This is a genomic window from Pseudomonas fluorescens Q2-87 (assembly GCF_000281895.1).
Lineage (GTDB): Bacteria > Pseudomonadota > Gammaproteobacteria > Pseudomonadales > Pseudomonadaceae > Aquipseudomonas > Aquipseudomonas fluorescens_S.
Genome location: NZ_CM001558.1, coordinates 3672795 through 3691209, shown reverse-complemented (window position 1 = coordinate 3691209; position 18415 = coordinate 3672795). Strand labels below are relative to the sequence as shown.

Below are 18415 nucleotides of genomic sequence, written 5' to 3'. Positions count from 1 at the left end.
TGTACTGGAAGTCTATCCAGTTTAGCGTCTTCTGGGAGTTAGGCTGACTCTGACGGAGCTATCGACTTAATAAGGGCAGCCGAAATGAGACGACAGGCGCTAATTGATCGGGCGAAGCCTTGTTCACCAGTGGTGATCGAGCGTCCTGTCGCACATACGCCTTGCAGACAGATCTGGGCGAGATGCTTTCAGCTGTCCCGCCACCAGGGAAGGACGCCAAACGTCCTACAATGTTGCTCTGCCGTGTTGGGAGATTTCTACAGTTTCACACTGATTCTCAGCGTATAGGCACGGTTTCGTCAGCCTTCACATTGTGCAAAGGCTCAGCCAATTGCTCTACAGATTCAGCGTGTGCATCCCCTTCGCATAATGCGGCCCTACGCAAAGTGCAGTTTTGTCTAGCTCCGGATCAACCATGGAGGTCGTCATGATGACCTGATAAGGCGTTGAATCGTGATGCGATAGCGACTCTACCAAGACGCGCTGAAAATTTTGACTGCGCTCGGAGTTCATTCCCTTGTCTTCTGTGTTGTCCAGCAACAAAAGTCTAGGATAACGCATAGTCTGATCTTCCAAAGACTCCAACAGGATCGCAAGATGAAAGCTGTTCTTAAGGATCGTTTCCGAACTTGCGGAGAATTTTGAACGACCGTCAACCAGCATAAAGTCTTTGCCGAAATCAAACATTACAGCTCCGGCGTCGTTAAAGGCCGGCTCGAAACCACCATCCTGCTTCAGCAACTCTACTGTCTTTTCGGAAATGCGGCCTTCTACGGTCTCCCGACGCGTGCTAGTTTGACTTCTCTTAATCTTGATATCTTCTCCCAAGTTTAGAATGGATTCGTTAAGAACCCGTTTCTTCTCGATGAGGCCCTCTATCGCAGCAACCAGCTTGGCTTTGGTGTCGTAATTTTTAATACGCTCCTCAACGCTCCCAATTTTTGCAGAGACCTCATTAAGTTGCAGAGTTCGGTCGGAGCTTATACGTAGAGTCGTGACGTGCTTGGCCCTTAAAGCTTGAAGTGCTAGCTGGTTGGATTCCAGGTAGTGGGAGTGCTCACTAAACTTTGTCCTCATTTCAAGTAATACTTGAGTGCTTTCCTTTTTTTGAAAAATCAGCTCATTCAAGGCTGCTAAATAAGAAGCCTCTCTAGAGTTTGTATCGATCTCGGTTTTGCACAGATGGCACTGATCTCTCTCATGATTGGTAATGGCGGAAAGACAGCTTGGGCAAAACTTAAATCTTACTTCACCAAAAAAGTCATAGGCAGTCTTCGACTCTTTAAGGGATTTGATTCTTGAGTCTATTGCCGAAATAAAAAGTTCGGATTCTACTATTTCATTCACCATCTCCGCCTGCTTAGCAGTTCGAATGTCGATCTCCTTGGAGAGCTCACCAATGGCTTTGGCTGCCTTCTCGGCTTCTACATTAAGCGCCGCGTCAGAGGTCTCTTCAGGCTGGACAATCAGGCGCTCGCGTTCCGCAAGAAGCTCCTGTAGTTCGATATTGGCATTTTTGATGGCAGTATTGAGTGAGGTCTCACGCAACGTGCCTTCGGATGGCGATACGTATCTGTAGATTGAGTCTAATTGCCCATCAATTTTGGCGAATTCCGATTCGGCTTTTGCGAGCTTTTGCTTCAGCGAGTAAATCCCGAGATCATCAAGGCCGAGTAAGAAGTCACCTATCGCTTGGCGCATGCTAGGCTTGTCGAAGGTTGTGTGCTCAGCTCTCAAGATCTTGTTTACTGCAGTGCCCTGGTCGACATAAATCAGTCGCAAGACCTGATGGATAGTCAAGTTGGAAAAGTCATCAGTTTGGTCGTGAGGCCAATCTAATAATTCAAAGATTTGTTGAGAAAAGCTTAATTTTTCATCGGTTCGAATCAAGCCGTATTTTTGCCACACGGCTGATGTGCCTGCTTCGCAGAGTTCAGTGTATGACCCTCCGAAAAAGCTCATGGGTGGCTTCTTTCCAGGCTCTACCGTCCTGTGTATGGCCATCACATGACCGTTAATTTCAATTTCTGCAAAAACCCCATCACAGGTTTGCGCTTCTTCATTCCACCGATCTTCAGCAATATCCCCACCCAGGCAGCTAAATAGAAAGTCCATGATTGTTGACTTTCCCACACTGTTGGCGCCTCGGATTATATTGACGCCTCTGTGGAACACTGCGTCATATACCGCCTTCCCCGATCTGGTAATTATGAATCGGTTCACAAATAATGTTGAAGGCTTAGATGTCATAAATAAATTCCATTAGGCCGGAACGAGACTTGAGTCCGTTCGATCCGTAAAAAGGTGTTTCTGGCAAACCTTTTGTAATGACTGTGAATGCGTCGCTCTTCAAGAACTCATCGGTTTCAATGAGTGCAATATAACCGGGCGGCAGAGCGTCTGGCTCTAACTGCATGAAGCCTTTATCGAATTCGGATTTCGATAAACAACCTTTCGCGATGAGCTCGAGTGTCGCTGCCTTTTGAAAACTCTGGAGGTCAAAGAATGTGCGAGCGGGATTTGTCAGATCTTCAAACTGATCTTGAATTTTAGCTGTTTTTGATTTGTACTTACCGATTTCCCTGGGCCACGGTTTTATCATCTTTAGCTGGCTAGGGAATAAGTAATAAAAATCAAGCATGCGAAACAAGGGCCAACTAATCGGCGTACTACCAGTCGCATTGAGAATTGATACTATTCTGTAAAGGCAGTGGTTTGCATCGAAGGCTGGGTGATACATCAGCATTTCGGCTTCTCCCAGATCAAGTGGCACTTCCCAGTGAGAAAATATAACATCCCTGAAATCATGTACTGATCTATTGTGAAGTCTTCTGCCAAAACCTCCCGATAAATGGTATCGACGATTCCGTTGAGGATTACCCCGTCGATAATATCGTTCGGGACACCTTGTTTTATTAGCGGTCGAATGGATTCTTCGAAGCCAAAACTAATTTTTTGAAGAATGTAGAGAAATATAGCCTGCCGTCTTCGATTGAGCTGGGACTTCATTAATCTCTTCGCAAAGGCATCTTTGCGCTCGATTGCTACCTCTAGCAAATCCTCACGCCCCCCATTTTTGAGTTTTTGCTCCAGGCCGATCATCGGGGACTGAGTTTTTTGGTTGGTAAAAAAATCCAGGCGTTCGATGAAGTACATAAAATCCTCATCGTGCTCACTCAACTCTTGGATTCTTGCGAGCGCGCGAGTAATTGCAGTCGGATCTGCAGGGGGTAGGTTAATGACGTAATTGGTGTCATCACCCACACGCACGCCGCCCTGGATGTTGGAGCCCAAAATGCTTGCTTTATTCATTTGGGCGAGTTGTTTGTGTCGTTGCCCGCCCGTACTGAACCATGAACTGTGGAACCTTTGATGTTCACGGTATTGCTTCCAGAGCGTCCTTTTGTACCGGCATTAATCAATGCCACGCATAATGCGAAGGTCACAACCACCAGAAGGCACATCAGAGCGAACAGTTCGGTATGCGTCAGATTCTTGAGGTAAGGCGAGGAGATGATTTTCGGATAAACCGTGTACCCCAACAGGCCGGCTAGCGCCGCACTGCCGCAATACTTGACAGCGCTTTTCCAAAATTCGTCCATGATGAACCCAAGCTGGTAGTCAAAACGCTATCATCGTGTATCCGAGGGCTCTCGTAAAGGCACGGAACCGCGAACTCACACAATCGGATGCAAACCGACGGCGTTAGCTTTTCTTTTTGACGTGGAGCCGCCTGCATACGTAGGCTGGTGTCGGTTTAGATCGACGCATATGAGGTTTTTTCACGCAGTCCCGGTATCAGAATAGAGGGCCGTGAGGGATCCAGCGAGACGCCAGTTTTTGAGGGCAACTTCTGCGGTAGGGGGTACCACGAACGTGCTGCGAGGCAAGCATGAGTCATATGAACCCACTACCTCAGGGGGCGGGGGGGCACCTAGCCTAAAGGAGACCAGGCGAAATGGATTTTTATGTGATTGGTAGGGATACGAAATTCCCTGATCGAGCAACGAATGCAACCTACCTGAAAATGGATCGATGGAACGACTTCAGCTTCGTCACCATGTTTTACGCTGTGGCCTTCGACGAGGAAGGCGTACGCTATGAGCTTGAAAATCTAAAAATCGGATTCAAAGGGCAGGATACCTCTACCTCCACGTACTCAAAGCTTCCCGCGCACTTCACAGAGTTACCAGAGAGTTTTTTCTCTCTGGGTAACAATGTCGAGTATTACACCAAAATCGCTCACATTCCGTCACAGCCTTTCAAATATGCTTATTTGGCAGGCTTGAGGGACATCGTTGCCAACCCTGAGCTTGTTGAGCAAATCACAGGGGAGCCTGTTTTTTCGACGTCTTTACTGCGGGATGTAAGTCTTAGCAGCGTTAAAGAGCAGTTTGTCCGTGTGCTTCAGGGAGGGGCTGTTCGTACGGACTACTCCTTCACGTTTGTTAAACAAAGTGATAGTGCTACTGCGGGCATCGAACTCGATTTTCAGGTTACAGCTGGCTCTACACCACTGACCAACGTACATGCCTTAATTGGACGGAACGGTATCGGCAAAACCACCATTTTGAATGGCATGATAAACGCTATCAGTAGTGGGCACGCTGGACTGGATGCTATTTTCCGGGTTAACCCTTGGGGCGGAGGAAAAACACCGATTGGTCAGGATTTTTTCAGCAGCGTTGTGCTTGTTTCTTTCAGCGCATTCGATCCATTTGACCCACCACCTGAACAGCCTGATCCGGCACTGGGCACTTGTTTTTACTACATTGGGCTAAAGGCGAAAGCCACGGACGGGCATGATCTGAAGCGACGTGAGGCTCTGAAAGTTGAGTTTCTCGCAGGCTTAAGGGCTTGCCTCAAAGATAGCTACAAGCGAAATCGCTGGAAGCGGGCCATTGAAACTTTGCAGTCTGATGAAAACTTTGCAGGCATGGGTTTTCTGGGGCTTTTGTCGTTAAGCGGCGAAGAGTTTATTGCTACTTCCGAGTATCTTTTTTCAAATTTAAGCTCCGGGCACTCTATCGTCTTGCTGACAATTACAAAGCTGGTTGAGCGGGTCGAAGAGAAGACGCTTGTGCTTCTGGACGAGCCGGAGAGTCACCTCCATCCGCCACTTTTGTCCGCTTTCATTAGAGCTTTGAGTGAATTGCTCTTGGAACGCAACGGTGTGGCGATCATCGCAACTCACTCACCTGTTGTTCTCCAAGAGATCCCCTCATTGTGCGTGTGGAAGATTAACCGCTCACATCTCGTAGCAGCAGCCCATCGCCCATCTGTCGAAACCTTTGGTGAGAACGTAGGGATATTGACCCGAGAGGTCTTCGGACTGGAAGTGACATCGTCTGGCTTTCACACCCTGTTAGCTGCAGCGGTGGATCAAGATAAGGACTTTGACCAAATCTTCCTAGAGTTTAACCGACAGTTGGGCTTTGAGGCCCAGGCGATACTTCGGGCGCTTCTTGCCGACCGAAACAACGGAGCCAAGTCATGAAGCGGTTACCTTGTCCGGAATACGCTCCAGAATACTCTTACGCCACCTGTGTGTCGGCAATCCTCGACGAGCCAGAACGAACCCGGATGATGGCGGGGGTGAACGATATACGAGATACGGCCATCGACTTCGTCGAGCGGGCCGCCGCCGGGGCAACCTGGGAACTACCTCCTCTCGTTGCGGCGAAAGGCGAGGATCCGGTTGTGGTCGGCGATATTCGCAAAAGCGAACTGGTTGCACTATATGAGTATTACATGGTGAGACGCCCCCTAGGGCGCGTCATTTACGATTCGATTTTAGTTGGAGCGGGGGATGAATGCCCAACCTGTGGGGGCATAGGTCATCCACGTACGCTAGATCACTACCTTCCGAAAGCTAACTACCCAAAATTGGCGGTGCTTCCTCATAATCTCATTCCCGCGTGCCGGGATTGCAACACCGACAAGGGTAACCCGCTGATCGACCACGCTCATAAACAGCTAATTCACCCGTATTTTGATCAGCCTTGCTTCTTTGATCAAACGTGGATTAGCGCATCAGTCACGCATAGCCAGCCCCACGTAATCAGCTATGCAGCAACTCCTCCAGACACCTGGTCTGAAGTGGATCGTGAACGTGCCATAAATCATTTTGAATTTTTCGGGATCGCGAAGCGCTACAGCATCGCTGCGAGTAGCGAGCTTATTTTTTTGCTGGATATGCACAGGAACTATTTCCGCAACAGACCGGCTGAGGAGTTCTCGCAATATCTACGTTCAGCGGCTGGAAGCTCGAGTGTGTTCCCTAATCACTGGCGTAAGGTAATGTATTCCGCTTTGGCAGAGGATCCTTTGTTCTGCGCTCCCTAGAGGTGGTGCGATAGGGAGCGCATAGATTCATTTTCAGACTGCTCTGTTGACTAGAACAGTTAGGGCTCCCTAATCCATTTCAAGTACGTACAGACAATGGGCACACAGCCTTTTCGATTGCATTTCATCAGTATCGTCATCAAGCTGGATACCGCATTGCAGGCACTCGGGGGCTTTCGGGCCGCCCCCACAGATAGCGCAACGTTGTTCCTCTACAACGTATGAATTATGTTCACAGCGATCACAGAGATTCAAAGGGCCTTCACCGCCTTGTGTGGCTGATTGCCTTTACAGCCGTGGGCAACGAGCGTCTGTTGAAGCGGATGGGCGTCAATACCCGAAGGATTTCGGCGCCACGGCTTATCGACAATAAAAGCGTCGTGCCTTTCTGGATCGAAATCGACGACGAAACCACCAGCGCTTTGTCTCTGACCCGGCGCTTGACGGTTATTCAGTTTCATCGTTATGGCCAGGGCGAGTTGGCCGCCAGGATTCAAGCGCTTCACGATCCTGGCGACGACGTTTGGTGACGGCCTGCCGGAGCCTGTCGGTATCAGGTTTGGAAAACATCAATATATGACAAAAGTTTTTGTTGATAAAACATTCAAAAAGACCCTGGAAGGCACTGTGATTTATTTGATACGCCACGCCACCCCCCTGATCGACTACGGACGCTGCGGTGCTGTCTCGGCCAAAGTGCTGCTGGATGAGTACAACCAGACTTCGTCGATCGATGAGGCCGAAATTGCCGACTTCCTGAGCCGTGCGCAGTTGTCCGGGCCGCTGATGATGCCAGGGCTGAACATCATTTCATCGCCGATCAATCGAGCCTATGCCACGGCCTGCCGGCTGTTCGATGCCGGACGTATCCGGCAAGACCACCGATTGAAGGAATTCGACCTGCGGCTGGGTCGCGTGCCTTTGTTGAAGATGGGCTTGAGGCAATGGTTTGCCTTGCATCGCGTGCTTTGGCTGATGGGTATTTCGTTGGGGGCCGCATCCCGAAGATCGGAACACCTGCGTGCCGTGGAAGTAGCCGATGAGCTTTATACCGCGTGCACCACGACCGGGGAGACCACGGTCGTGGTCTCCCACGGCATGTTCCTGAGGACCGTGCGCAAGACGTTGCAAAGACAGGGCATGCAGTTCCGTACGGTGTATCGCTCGGGGTGTTTTACGGTTGAGGCTTTAGCGCCAGGAAAAGAATGACTGACAGTTGAAGAAGGTACTGCTTTTAGGCGCCAGTGGTTTTATCGGGCAGGGTGTCTACGAAATCCTCAGGCAGGAACAAGACCTGCGGTTTACCCGCCACTCGCGTTCGCCAAAGGCGGATTTTGCGGTGTGCGAGGTCGGCTCCAAGGCGTTTATCGAACTGGTCAAAGATCACGATTTCATTGCCAATTGCATGGGCATTGGCCTCCGTCGCCTGGGGATGGCCGTGCCAATAACGAGACACTGACCCAACAGCTGCGGACGACAAATGGGCGGCCGAGCAGGTTATTCGTGCCACATCCGTCAGGCAAGCCGAATGTGTCTGGAACACTCGCCGTTGGGGACTCCTGTCACCACAGAAGGCGAGTTCGATTCAGAACTCGGTAGCGGACAGATCACGCAGCGTATGGTGGCCCAAGGCGTGAGGCTCAGCTTGGCGATCATCATTATCGAGCCTGCTCCTGCAGGCATTCGCTGAGATAAAGCTATACACACTCAAGGGCTGGAGCACGATCGGGGTCAAGACGCCTACGTTGGACAAGCTTCGTTCGTGGGTCAAGGGCGATCCATCCTGCTAAATGTCGATGGGGTTATCACGAACTGTTCTGCGCTTCTATCGACGCCCTTTGCACACCGTCTAAGCCGGGGGTTGATTGTCCTGCGATAAGGCACTACTCGCTTTTCGCTGCCATCAAAGCGTTCAATTCGCCGTATGTATAGGCCTTCAAAGCATGGATGTCCAGTTCGCCGTTGTCCAAGAAACTGCGGACTAATGTTCCCATGGCACCGTGCAGAAACTCGGCGATACTGGAGCCCGCACTGAGTCGTCTAACGCCCAGACGCTTTAACTCGTCGGGGGAAGGCAGCCCGTCCCGTGACAGCAGATTGACTGGCAGCTTGGTTCCCCGGCAGAGGGTTTCAATTTCGTTGGAGTCAACCACGCCGGCGGCGAACAGACCATCCGCCCCCGCGCTGGCATACAGTGCGGCGCGTTTCAGGAGTTCCTCTAGACGTTGTTCAGCGGGGAACAGATTTTTAAGATAAACGTCGGTCCGTACGTTGATGAACAGCTCGACGCCTGCCTGTTTTGCGATTCTTCTCGCGACGTCGATCTTGCGAACAAGCAGCTCTGGAGAGCCAAGGCCGTCTTCAATGTTGATTCCGACTGCCCCGGCGGAGATGACGGCGTTGATCACTTGGCCGACCTGATCCAGGTCATCCGAGTAGCCGCCTTCGATATCCACCGTCAGTGGCACGCTGAGCACCCGTGCCATCGACTCGACGGTGATGCTTAGCAGGTCGAGAGGCAGCTTGTTGCCATCCTGATAACCGTGGGACCAAGCCATGGCTGCGCTGCTGGTAGCGACTGCCTTGCCGCCTAGGTGTTCAACGATGCGCGCACCGCCTGCATCGGCCACGTTGGCCAAGACCAGCAGTCCATTCTGATGCAGGCTATGAAAAGTGCTATCCAGTGTGGTCATGACAATCCAAAATCCTTTCAGAGTATTTTTTCTTTGATGTTTACAGACAGTTTCTATCAAGAAGTCATGGCCGGTCACGTTGTAGAGACCTGGAATCCGAATATAAGGTGATCGGTCTCTAGCCTCCGGGTCTTCGCCCAGCGCCTGCGGTGCCGTACGCCCGATGTTGAACGGCTTCGATTGCGTAGAGTCAGTGAGCTGTTCTCGCAAAGTCGCAGTGCTGCGGGCAGTCGCAGCATCCTTTCACTGATGCGTGAAGACGGTGAACAACTTGGTCGATTCAAAGTGCGCAGCTTGATGCGCGAGCTTGCTTTAGTCAATAAACAACCTGGCTCCCACGCTTACAAACGAGCCACAGTTGAACGACTCGATATCCCGAACACATTGAACCACGAGTTTGATGTGCCAGTCCCCAATCAAATCTGGTGCGGCGATATCACCTACATTTGGGCGCAAGGAAAATGGCATTACCTGGCTGTAATTCTGGATCTGTGTACGCGTCGGATTGTGGGTTGGGCGCTGTCGGAAAAGCCAGGCGCGGAACTGGTGATCAAGGCGCTGGATATGGCCTACGAGCAGCTTGGCAGGCCTTCGGATCTGCTATTCCACTCGGACCAGGGATCGCAATATGCAAGCCGACTCTTTCGCCAGCGATTGTGGCGATACCGCATGCGTCAGAGCATAAGTCGACGAGGAAACTGCCGGGATAATGCACGGATTGAGCGCGTATTCCGCAGCTTGAAAACGGAATGGGTACCGACCCTGGGCTATCGGACTGCACAGGAAGCACAACGTGATATCAGCCATTTTTCGATGCATCGCTACAACTGGATTCGGCCCCACCAATTCAACGATGGCTTACAACGTACAAACCGCCGTGGACGCCGCACATTGCGGCCCCCTTGCTTTCTCTGTTTGTCATCCCGGCAGCCTATCGCCTGATGCGTCGGCGCCATCTCCCGGTTGAACCCACCACCCCTCAAGGAAAAGTCGTATGAAACTGACCCTGATTGCTCGATGTCTTTTTCATCCACCATCCAGGCCAACATCGGCGAAATGCTGAATATCAAACGTTTGGTGGAATGATCTGATTTGAAAGATCGTGCAATATACCTATGATTTCGAGGCCTGCACGAACGGCTTCCAACCGGCGAACGCCCCATTTTGAGAGAACGATCCTCGTGGAGTCATTTCCAGCCGAATCGCACGAATCAAACACCACCCATTATGTTTTCGGCCCATTCTGCGTCGTGCCCGCGAAAAGGTTGCTTGAAAAAAATGGAGCGCCAGTCGAGATCGGTGGGCGAGCACTGGATTTATTGATTGCCTTGCTGGTGCGTCCGGGCAGGGTGCTGACCAAGAGCGACCTGATCAAGCAGGTATGGCCCGATATCATTGTCGAGGAAGGCAGCCTGCGCTTTCATATGACGGCCCTGCGGCGGATTCTCGGTGATGGTGACGAAAACGCGCGATACATCTCCACGCAGGTCGGTGTGGGATACGCGTTTGTGGCACCTCTGGAAACACAACCGCCCAGGAGCCAACCAACAGTTATCGAGGCACAAGCTACCGACGGCGAGCGTGTGGAGCCCCAATGCAACTTACCACCGCGAGCCAAGCTGTTCGGACGCGAAACCGATCTTCAATTAGTTATCGACCACATGCTGCAGCCCAAACTCTTTACCATCGTCGGCCCCGGTGGTGTTGGCAAAACCAGCCTTGCGATCGAGGTGGCGCACCGCATTTGCGCACAGGGTTACCAGACTGCCCGTTTCGTTGACCTGGCCCAGGTCGAAGACCAATCGCTGGTGCTTTCGGCGCTGGCCAGGTCGCTGGAAATACCGGTTCAGGCCGAAGACTCCATGTTTGTACTGCTTGCGCACTTACGCACGCAAAGGGTGTTGCTGGTCATCGACAACTGTGAACATTTGATCGATGCGGTTTCAGTGATCGTTGAGCAAATCAGTGACGCGGCCCCGAAGGTCGGGGTTCTGGCCACCAGTCGCGAACCGCTGCGGGCCCGTGGCGAATATGTTCACTGGCTCAATCCTCTCGAATTTCCCCGCGAACCTCAGCACCTCTCTATCGATGAGTTGCTGGGTTTTTCAGCGATCAGACTGTTTGTTGAGCGTGCATCATCGGGTAACGCATCACTGATGCTGGACGATGATGATGCGCAATTGATTGCCGACATGTGCCAACGTCTGGAGGGTATGGCACTGCCGATCGAGCTGGCGGCAATGCGCGTTGCCAGCCATGGACTGAAAACCACGCACGCATTGCTGGGCGAGCGTTTTTCACTGGGCTGGTCAGGACGCAGGACGGCCTTGCCACGGCATCAAACGCTGCGCGCGATGCTCGATTGGAGCTACAACCTGCTGTCGCCGCTGCAGGGTCTGGCGCTGGAGCGGCTTTCGGTTTTCGTCGGACCGTTTTCTCAGGAAGCGGCATCCCAAGTCATTGCCGACACCCAGATCGACACTGCCGCCGCGGCGGAGATCCTCGATGAGTTGGTCTGTAAAGGTCTGGTCACCATTGATCACAGCGATTTAAAGTGGACCTACCGCCTGCTGGAGATGACGCGCGCCTACACCCGGGAGAAGCTGGCCACCCGAGGTGATGTCGAGGTCAACGCTCTGGCATTCAGGCATGCGGCTTTCTATATGGATCTGCTAGGACGCCTAGGCACCTCGCCCAATGAGATTTTCGACAATTCGGAGCGCCTTGCCAGTCAGTTGGGCAACGTCAGGAGTTCGCTGGAGTGGAGCTTCGGGCCGCAAGGTGATCCAGGGCTCGCGTTACCACTGGCAGCGGCCAGCGCACCGTTGTTCCTGCATTTTTCTTTGTTGGTCGAGTGCCGGACCTGGTGCACACGGGCGGCTGAATTACTCGAGCTGGGTTACTTCGGCACGCCGACTGAAATGGAATTGCAAGCCGCGCTGGGTCTGGTGCTTATGTTCACTCGTGGCAACAGCGAGGCGGCGCAGAAGGCTCTGCTCAGGGCACTCGACATCGCCATCTCATTGTCCGATTACGGGTCCCAACTCAGGCTGCTCGGACGGCTACAGATTTTCTATGAGCGCATCGGAGATTTTGCTTCTTCTTTGGCATGGGCTGAAAAGGCCAGCGAGGTCGGCAACATTCTGAACAAACCTGAAGCGATTGCCATTGCCGCTTCGCTTGCCGGTATTTCCCACCATCTGCTTGGCAACCAGCCGCTTGCTCGACAGCAACTGGAACGTTCATTGCGTAACAGCTTGCCGTCAAAACGCAGCGGTACGATCTACTACGGATTCGATCATCGTAATCGCACCGGATTGGCGTTGGCTCGAACCCTGTGGCTACAGGGTTTCCCTGACCAGGCCCGACGCTGGGCAGAGCAGATAGAGGCCGAGGCATGTGCGCTGCATCACTCGGTCACCTACTGCATAGCAATGGTCTGGATCCTGTGCATTTATATCTGGACGGGGGATTTGAAGAAGGCGGCGGCAAGTCTCGAACGCTTCGCCACGATCGCCGAATCCAACGCACTCGGCCCTTACATTGCCGCGGCCCATGGCTTGCGTGCGGCGATCGCCATACGCGCCGAGCAGCCCGACAATTCTGTCGCGGTGCTCGAAGAAAGTCTGGCGCAGCTGCACGGCATGCGCTACGAACTGCTCACGACTTCATTCGAAATCTCGCTGGCCGAAGGCTTGATTCTGCGTCACCAATATGAAAAAGCCCGGGTATTGGTTGACGGTACGATCAGTCATTGCCGCGCCAGCGGTGATGCCTTTGCACTGCCGGAGTTGCTGCGAATCAAGTCGGGTCTCATCAAGGTCATGGATGGCGATGACGTGCATGCTGCGTCGGTCATGCTTGAAGAGGCGCGTACCTTGAGCCGGGAGCAGGGTGCCTGGGCCTGGGAATTGAGGGCGTCGATGGACCTGGCGAAATTATGGCTGGAACAGGGCTATCGGCTGCAGGCGGTGGACTTGCTCAGGGTATGCCGTGAAAGGGTATCGGAAGGCTTCGACACACTTGATGTGTGCCGACTGGAAGCACTCTGGCAGAAAACCCTGGGCGATACACACCCGTCTTGATGCCGTTGTGCGCAGCGAATCTCAATTAACGGGGGTAATCAGTGCGGCCATTTTTACCAGGTCGGCCAGCGAGCGGGCTTTCATTTTGCGCATGACTTTACCTCGATGAGCTTTGACCGTGATCTCGCTGATGTTGAGATCGGCTGCGATAATTTTGTTCAAACGTCCGCTGACCACCGATGCCATGATTTCCTGTTCTCGAGGTGTCAGTGTTCGGTAGGCCTCCAACAGTTTGCGAAGGTATTTTTCTCCGTCGAGTGCAGCATGGCTGCTCTGCAGCGCATCGGCCATGGCTTTTAGCAACACATCATCGTTAAAAGGCTTGGTCAGAAACTCCACCGCACCCGCTTTCAGGGCCCGAACCGTTAGCGGGATATCACCATAGCCGGTGATGAATATGATGGGCATGTTGCGCCTGTCGCCTGCGATGGATGTTTGCAGATCGAGGCCATTGAGATCCGGCAGATTGATGTCCAGCACCAGGCAACTGGGTACAAGCGGCCGGGGTGCATCGAGAAAATCCTGAGCCGACTCGAAAAGTCGTGGCTGCCATCCCGCGAAGCGGATCAACAGCTCCAGCGATTCACGCACAGAGATATCATCATCCACGACGAACACCACGGGCATGTCATCATGCATCGGTGATGCTCCGTATCCAGGGGTAAAGGCGTTTTTCGAGTTCAAGATGTCAGCTCCTTGTATCCGGCTGCTGGTTCAATCAAGCGGAAGCGCGGCGCTCAATGCCTTGAGCAGTTGTGCCTCGCTGAAAGGCTTGATCAGACATTCCACTGCGCCATAGTGCCGAAGTTGCGCTTGTTCGCTGGCGTCGCCCAGCGCGGTGATGAAAATGACCGGAATGCGGTACTCGCGACGCCACAATTCTTTTAGTAGATCCGGCCCCGACATGCCCGGCATGGCTACGTCCAAAATGAGGCAGCGTGTGAGCTCAAGATAATCGGACGCCAGGTACTCCTGCGCTGAAGCGAACGCTTGGACTGCGAAGCCGAACTCTTTGATCAGGTCTGGCAACGATTCACGAACTGACTCATCGTCGTCGACGACTGAAACGAGCAGAGGCATGCCCATCAATTACCCTCCATAGTGTGGTCGGAGATGTCATTTGCGTCCGGCTGGACGGGCGATTCCATATCTCCTGCGAGGGGCACAGACCGAAGCGGGATAGTAAACAGGAAGGTCGCCCCCGGTCCGTCGTTGGCGTGAGCCCAAAGGTTGCCAGCGTGGCGCTCGATTATGGAGCGGCTGATAGACAAGCCAACCCCCATTCCGGTGCTTTTTGTGGTGTAGAAAGCATTGAAAATACGCTCCATGTCCTGAGGATCAACACCGCTTCCGCTGTCTTTGACCGCAAGGAAAACACTGTGATCTTCCGTCAAACCGGTGCTGACAATCATCTGTCGGGAGCGACCGTTGATGGTGCTCATCGCCTCCGCGGCATTCATGATGAGGTTGAGGATCACCTGCTGGAGTTGAACCCTGTCACCCTTGACCAGCGGCAGTGCATCGGCAAATTGTGGGTTAAGCACGACGCGGTGGCGTTGCAGTTCACCCAACAGCAAGGCGATGACTTCCCGGGTCGCGTCGTTAAGGTCCACGTTTTCGATTGTGATGCTTTTTTTGGAGAACAACGCACGCAATCGGTTGATCACATCGGCGGCGCGATTTCCATCGCGAATGGTTCGTCGCGCAGTTTCCCGGGCGCCCTCGACGTTCGGCGGATTTGCCCCGAGCATGCGCAGGCAGGTACTGGCGTTGGTGATGATCCCGGAAAGAGGTTGGTTGACCTCGTGGGCGATCGAAGCGGTGACCGCGCCAAGGCTTGCCACTCTGGCCAGATGCGTCAGCTCGGAGCGGGCCTTGCTCAGTACCTCCTCGGCAAGGCGGCACTGAGTGATATCTTGCAGCGCGGCGATATATTCCAGGCCGGCTTCAGGTTCCTTGATCGAATGTGCGACCAGACGCACATATTTCACGGTGCCATCGGGCATCAGCAGTCGATACTCATGCTCGAAGTCACGTCCCTTGCGGCGTTGGCGTCTGATCATTTCCCGGTGGCTCGATATGTCGTCCGGATGAACGCGTCGGTAAATGGCGTCGAAGCCCGGCGTCGTTGCCGAATCCAGTTCGAGGATACGATAGACCTCATCCGACCAGGTGATTTCGTCGGTGCTCACTCGCCAGGAAAACGTACCTGTGGCGCTCAGGCGTTGGGCTTTGGCAAGAAAGGCCTCACTCTGCTTGAGCGCAGCTTCGGCGCGCACACGATCAATGGCGATACTGGCAAGGTGAGTGAACTGCGCGATCAGATTCTGCTGTTCCGGTGAAAGCGGTTCGGCTTCCCGGTGCAATATCGAAAGAACGCCCGTGATCGCTCCGCTGTTAGAGGTAATCGGCATTGAACAGAGTCCCCGGAAACCGTGGGAGCGGGCCGTCGTGCACCAGCCATTCCAGCGCGACTCCTGCGACAGGTTGTTGGAGATGATCGGCGTGTTGAAGGTGGCCGCCATGACGATAGGGCAGCGCTCGGCGCGAAGCAGCTTGTCATCCGCCCCCGGCAACAAGTCGGTCGGCATGTTTGTCGGCGCGCCCTGATGCATTCGCAACGCATGCTCCTGTGCACCTTCGGAGCGCTTCAGATCGACCAGAACCACACTGGCAACACAGCGCTCGAGAAAGACTTCCACCAGTTCGCAAAGTGTCTGCAGGATCAGCGGCAGCGACGAGCCTCCAGCCATCAGGCCAAGCAAGCGTTTTTCGCCATCGAGCAACATCTCCGCCCGTTTGCGATCTTCGATATCGGTGTTCTCGCCATACCAGCGCAGCACTCGGCCAGCGTCGTCCCGCTGGGGCACGGCCCTGATCAGAAACCAGCGGTAGGTACCGTCAAAGCGTCGCAGGCGAGCCTCGTACTCACCAGCATTACCCGATTGCAAAAGCCCTCGCCAATAGACATCCAGCGCGTCCGCGTCGTCGGGATGGATTGAGGCCGTCCAGCCGCTGCCGCACGCTTCGCTGAGCGACATGCCGGTGTAATCGCACCAGCGCTGATTGACGAAACCCACGCTGCCTTCCGGCGAAGCGCTCCAGACAAACCCGGGCACGGCATCGATGATATTGCGCAGGCGATCCTCTGAAGCACTGACTTCTGCGAGAGCCCTCGCGATCAGCGCCTTGTCACGTCGGCGTTCGTCAATATCAACCTGCAATACACACCAGCGGGTGATGTTCCCTTCGAGGTCTTTCAGCGGCAGGCCTCGCACATGGAACCAGCGGTATACACCGTCGAAGCGGCGAATTCGGTGCTCGATCATGTACGGTTCACCGGTGGTGACCGAATGCATCCAGGCGGCGATGACTGTTGGAAGGTCATCCGGGTGCACCGTATCGCCGGCGGCCCAGCTTTTAAGGACATCGAGTGGGGCCCCGATGTAATCCTCGATCTGGCGATTGACCCGCTCCAGCTCACCGGACGGTTTCATGAACGCAACCATGGACGGAATGCTGTCGATGATCGAGCTGACGTCGAACAGGTTGGCCGCATCGCGGGTGTCGGGGGGGTGGCTCGCCTCGATATCGGTGCCGAGCGCACACCATTTGCGCGCACTCTCGGGATGATCTTCCAGTGACGAGAAATGCCAGGCAAACCGACGATAAGCGCCGTCGAAGCGCAATAGACGGGCGTGAACCGGCCGAGGTGCATCACTGTCCGCCGCGGCGTGCAAACGTTCGAGCAGGTTCGTGCGATCATCGGGGTGGATTGCGGACTGCCAGTTGCTCCCTAGCGCATCATTGGCATCGCGCCCCGTATAGTCGTGCCATTGCAGATTGACATAATCGACGCAACCATCTGGCCGTGCGGTAAATACCACACCCGGCAGCGCGTCCATGACGCGCTTGAGGTCATTCGCCATACCGTTTCTCATCGTGCTGTCGCCATTGAAATAAGATGCGCCTTTGTGCCGACGCTCGCCCATCATACTTTGGTGTCGCTTTCGATAAATATCCCCGCCATTGCACTGCGCCGCAACGCGCAGCCCCCTCCTGCGAACGATCCGGAACAGCCGTTGTAAGCGACTGTATCGATGGCCAGCGTAGTTACATCAGCATGCAGTCATCGCCGATCTCGAAACACCCTGGATACACCCCCCGGTCAGCATTGGTACGGGTTTCATCGTCGCTCGACGATTGAATGATCAGACGTGACGCACCTTTTCCCGCTTTGGTTCGAATCAGGCAGGGGCAGGTCGTCCATGCAGCAGGTTCAAAATTTATGAAAGCGGTAGTGATGCATGCCTTTGGCGATTCCGGGGTCATGTCCGTGGAGGAAATCAAGTTGGCAGCACCGGGACCCGGTCAGGCGCTGGTGAAGGTCATGGCGGCGGGTATCAACTTCATGGACACCGGCACTCGCCGGGGACTGGGCGCAGCCTCGTCGTTGCCACTGACGCCCGGCGTGGAGGGCGCAGGCATCGTCCTGGCCATCGGGCCGGACGTGAGCGAAGTCCAGGTCGGTGATCGTGTGGCTTGGCATTACGTGCCCGGCAGTTATGCGCAGCAAGTGCTGGCGTCCGTCAGTCAATTGGTGCCTCTGCCCAACGCCATCGACTTCGACACGGCCGCGAGCCTGATGATGCAGGGCCTGACGGCCAGTAATCTGGTTCACAGCGTTTATGCCATAGGTCACGGTGACATTGCCTTCGTGCATGCTGCGGCTGGCGGAGTGGGGCAGATGCTCACTCAAATGATCAAATTACGCGGCGGCAAGGTGATCGGTCGCGTTTCGCAGGAGAACAAGGTCGACGCGGTCATTGCTGCCGGGGCCGACTATGTTGTGATCGGTCGGGCGAGCCAGGTCGCCAGTCAGGTGCTGCGCCTGACTGAAGGCCAGCGGGTCAATGTGGTGTATGACGGCACCGGGGCAGAAGGATTCGCCGACTCGGTCAGCCTGCTCGACTACTTCGGCACGCTGGCGCTATACGGCCCGTTCATGGACCCGATTGCGCCTATCGATATTTTTTCCCTGCCGCGCAGCATCAAGCTGACGTATCCGTCGGTCATGCATTACGTGCGCAGCCGTGAAGCCTTGCTCGAGCGCTCCCGTGCGTTGTTCGCCTGGGTGATAGAGGGCAAGTTGAAAACCGTCATTGGCCGGCGTTATTCGTTAGCGCAAGCCGAGCAGGCGCATCGTGATATCGAGTCGCGCCAGACGTCCGGCAAGCTGATAATCAACCCGTGATCGGCAACCTTGTTGCTCATCAACCTTGCTCGGAGCTA

At 54.1% G+C, this 18415-nt stretch carries 15 protein-coding genes and 1 pseudogene; 7 read left to right on the top strand and 9 right to left on the bottom strand.

The features are described 5' to 3' along the window. Window positions 1-336: 336 nt before the first annotated feature. From PFLQ2_RS11555 to PFLQ2_RS27875, 4 genes are all read right to left on the bottom strand, one after another. The gene (locus tag PFLQ2_RS11555; RefSeq protein WP_225970835.1) at window positions 337-2115 is read right to left on the bottom strand and encodes a hypothetical protein; all 1779 of its coding nucleotides are present in this window, start codon (window positions 2113-2115) and stop codon (window positions 337-339) included. Between the two features lie 124 nt (window positions 2116-2239). Continuing rightward, entirely contained in the window at window positions 2240-2746 is a 507-nt protein-coding gene (locus PFLQ2_RS11560) for an ABC-three component system middle component 5 (protein WP_003182743.1), read from the bottom strand. Further along, window positions 2740-3312: an ABC-three component system protein gene (locus tag PFLQ2_RS11565; RefSeq protein ID WP_003182741.1), complete on the bottom strand. Its 573-nt coding sequence runs from the start codon at window positions 3310-3312 to the stop codon at window positions 2740-2742. The genes PFLQ2_RS11560 and PFLQ2_RS11565 overlap by 7 nt, the downstream gene beginning before the upstream one ends. Further along, window positions 3309-3602 carry a hypothetical protein gene (locus tag PFLQ2_RS27875; RefSeq protein WP_033046119.1) on the bottom strand — a complete coding sequence of 98 codons (294 nt, stop codon included), beginning with the start codon at window positions 3600-3602 and terminating at the stop codon, window positions 3309-3311. Before PFLQ2_RS27875 ends, PFLQ2_RS11565 begins: the two co-directional genes overlap by 4 nt. A 356-nt stretch (window positions 3603-3958) precedes the next feature. Here PFLQ2_RS27875 and PFLQ2_RS11570 point away from each other — a divergent pair, with 356 nt between their 5' ends. Together PFLQ2_RS11570 and PFLQ2_RS11575 are read left to right on the top strand one after the other, a co-directional pair. Beyond that, complete coding sequence (locus PFLQ2_RS11570; protein WP_003182739.1) at window positions 3959-5497, top strand: AAA family ATPase; 1539 nt, start codon at window positions 3959-3961, stop codon at window positions 5495-5497. Continuing rightward, window positions 5494-6345, top strand: a complete 852-nt coding sequence (locus PFLQ2_RS11575) for an HNH endonuclease (RefSeq protein ID WP_003182738.1) — start codon at window positions 5494-5496, stop codon at window positions 6343-6345. Before PFLQ2_RS11570 ends, PFLQ2_RS11575 begins: the two co-directional genes overlap by 4 nt. 251 nt (window positions 6346-6596) lie before the next feature. Here the strand turns inward: PFLQ2_RS11575 and PFLQ2_RS29930 are convergent, their stop codons facing one another. Beyond that, the gene (locus PFLQ2_RS29930) at window positions 6597-6806 is read right to left on the bottom strand and encodes a hypothetical protein (protein WP_152632772.1); all 210 of its coding nucleotides are present in this window, start codon (window positions 6804-6806) and stop codon (window positions 6597-6599) included. Between the two features lie 4 nt (window positions 6807-6810). Here PFLQ2_RS29930 and PFLQ2_RS11585 point away from each other — a divergent pair, with 4 nt between their 5' ends. Together PFLQ2_RS11585 and PFLQ2_RS11590 are read left to right on the top strand one after the other, a co-directional pair. Continuing rightward, entirely contained in the window at window positions 6811-7554 is a 744-nt protein-coding gene (locus tag PFLQ2_RS11585) for a histidine phosphatase family protein (RefSeq protein WP_192814248.1), read from the top strand. Window positions 7555-7561: 7 nt separating this feature from the next. Further along, window positions 7562-7804: a hypothetical protein gene (locus tag PFLQ2_RS11590; RefSeq protein WP_003182731.1), complete on the top strand. Its 243-nt coding sequence runs from the start codon at window positions 7562-7564 to the stop codon at window positions 7802-7804. Window positions 7805-8228: 424 nt separating this feature from the next. On the opposite strand, the gene PFLQ2_RS11595 is transcribed toward PFLQ2_RS11590, so the two are convergent. Further along, complete coding sequence (locus PFLQ2_RS11595) at window positions 8229-9038, bottom strand: isocitrate lyase/PEP mutase family protein (RefSeq protein WP_003182730.1); 810 nt, start codon at window positions 9036-9038, stop codon at window positions 8229-8231. 129 nt (window positions 9039-9167) lie between these two features. Between PFLQ2_RS11595 and PFLQ2_RS28865 the strand changes: the two are divergent. Together PFLQ2_RS28865 and PFLQ2_RS11600 are read left to right on the top strand one after the other, a co-directional pair. Beyond that, window positions 9168-9899: pseudogene (locus tag PFLQ2_RS28865) on the top strand (IS3 family transposase); the annotation flags it as partial. 320 nt (window positions 9900-10219) lie between these two features. Continuing rightward, window positions 10220-13123 carry an ATP-binding protein gene (locus tag PFLQ2_RS11600; RefSeq protein ID WP_003182728.1) on the top strand — a complete coding sequence of 968 codons (2904 nt, stop codon included), beginning with the start codon at window positions 10220-10222 and terminating at the stop codon, window positions 13121-13123. A gap of 21 nt (window positions 13124-13144) precedes the next feature. On the opposite strand, the gene PFLQ2_RS11605 is transcribed toward PFLQ2_RS11600, so the two are convergent. The 3 genes from PFLQ2_RS11605 to PFLQ2_RS11615 all read right to left on the bottom strand — a co-directional run bounded on the left by PFLQ2_RS11605 (window position 13145) and on the right by PFLQ2_RS11615 (window position 17052). Further along, a complete protein-coding gene (locus tag PFLQ2_RS11605) occupies window positions 13145-13762 on the bottom strand; it encodes a response regulator transcription factor (RefSeq protein WP_033046117.1) in 618 nt (205 codons plus the stop codon). A 75-nt stretch (window positions 13763-13837) separates the two neighbouring features. Further along, on the bottom strand, window positions 13838-14209 hold the full coding sequence (locus tag PFLQ2_RS11610) for a response regulator (RefSeq protein ID WP_003182723.1): 372 nt from the start codon (window positions 14207-14209) through the stop codon (window positions 13838-13840). Then, a complete protein-coding gene (locus PFLQ2_RS11615) occupies window positions 14209-17052 on the bottom strand; it encodes a PAS domain-containing protein (protein WP_033046116.1) in 2844 nt (947 codons plus the stop codon). The genes PFLQ2_RS11610 and PFLQ2_RS11615 overlap by 1 nt, the downstream gene beginning before the upstream one ends. 359 nt (window positions 17053-17411) lie before the next feature. Between PFLQ2_RS11615 and PFLQ2_RS11620 the strand changes: the two genes are divergently transcribed. Next, window positions 17412-18377: a quinone oxidoreductase family protein gene (locus PFLQ2_RS11620; protein ID WP_003182717.1), complete on the top strand. Its 966-nt coding sequence runs from the start codon at window positions 17412-17414 to the stop codon at window positions 18375-18377. The last annotated feature ends 38 nt before the right edge of the window (window positions 18378-18415 follow it).

Excerpts from the sequence above, each read along its gene's own strand:
- PFLQ2_RS11555 (WP_225970835.1), bottom strand. The coding sequence starts at position 2,115 with ATGGACTTTCTATTTAGCTGCCTGGGTGGGGATATTGCTGAAGATCGG.
- PFLQ2_RS11560 (WP_003182743.1), bottom strand. The coding sequence starts at position 2,746 with ATGCTGATGTATCACCCAGCCTTCGATGCAAACCACTGCCTTTACAGA.
- PFLQ2_RS11565 (WP_003182741.1), bottom strand. The coding sequence starts at position 3,312 with ATGAATAAAGCAAGCATTTTGGGCTCCAACATCCAGGGCGGCGTGCGT.
- PFLQ2_RS27875 (WP_033046119.1), bottom strand. The coding sequence starts at position 3,602 with ATGGACGAATTTTGGAAAAGCGCTGTCAAGTATTGCGGCAGTGCGGCG.
- PFLQ2_RS11570 (WP_003182739.1), top strand. The coding sequence starts at position 3,959 with ATGGATTTTTATGTGATTGGTAGGGATACGAAATTCCCTGATCGAGCA.
- PFLQ2_RS11575 (WP_003182738.1), top strand. The coding sequence starts at position 5,494 with ATGAAGCGGTTACCTTGTCCGGAATACGCTCCAGAATACTCTTACGCC.
- PFLQ2_RS29930 (WP_152632772.1), bottom strand. The coding sequence starts at position 6,806 with ATGAAACTGAATAACCGTCAAGCGCCGGGTCAGAGACAAAGCGCTGGT.
- PFLQ2_RS11585 (WP_192814248.1), top strand. The coding sequence starts at position 6,811 with ATGGCCAGGGCGAGTTGGCCGCCAGGATTCAAGCGCTTCACGATCCTG.
- PFLQ2_RS11595 (WP_003182730.1), bottom strand. The coding sequence starts at position 9,038 with ATGACCACACTGGATAGCACTTTTCATAGCCTGCATCAGAATGGACTG.
- PFLQ2_RS11605 (WP_033046117.1), bottom strand. The coding sequence starts at position 13,762 with ATGCATGATGACATGCCCGTGGTGTTCGTCGTGGATGATGATATCTCT.
- PFLQ2_RS11610 (WP_003182723.1), bottom strand. The coding sequence starts at position 14,209 with ATGGGCATGCCTCTGCTCGTTTCAGTCGTCGACGACGATGAGTCAGTT.
- PFLQ2_RS11615 (WP_033046116.1), bottom strand. The coding sequence starts at position 17,052 with ATGGCGAATGACCTCAAGCGCGTCATGGACGCGCTGCCGGGTGTGGTA.
- PFLQ2_RS11620 (WP_003182717.1), top strand. The coding sequence starts at position 17,412 with ATGAAAGCGGTAGTGATGCATGCCTTTGGCGATTCCGGGGTCATGTCC.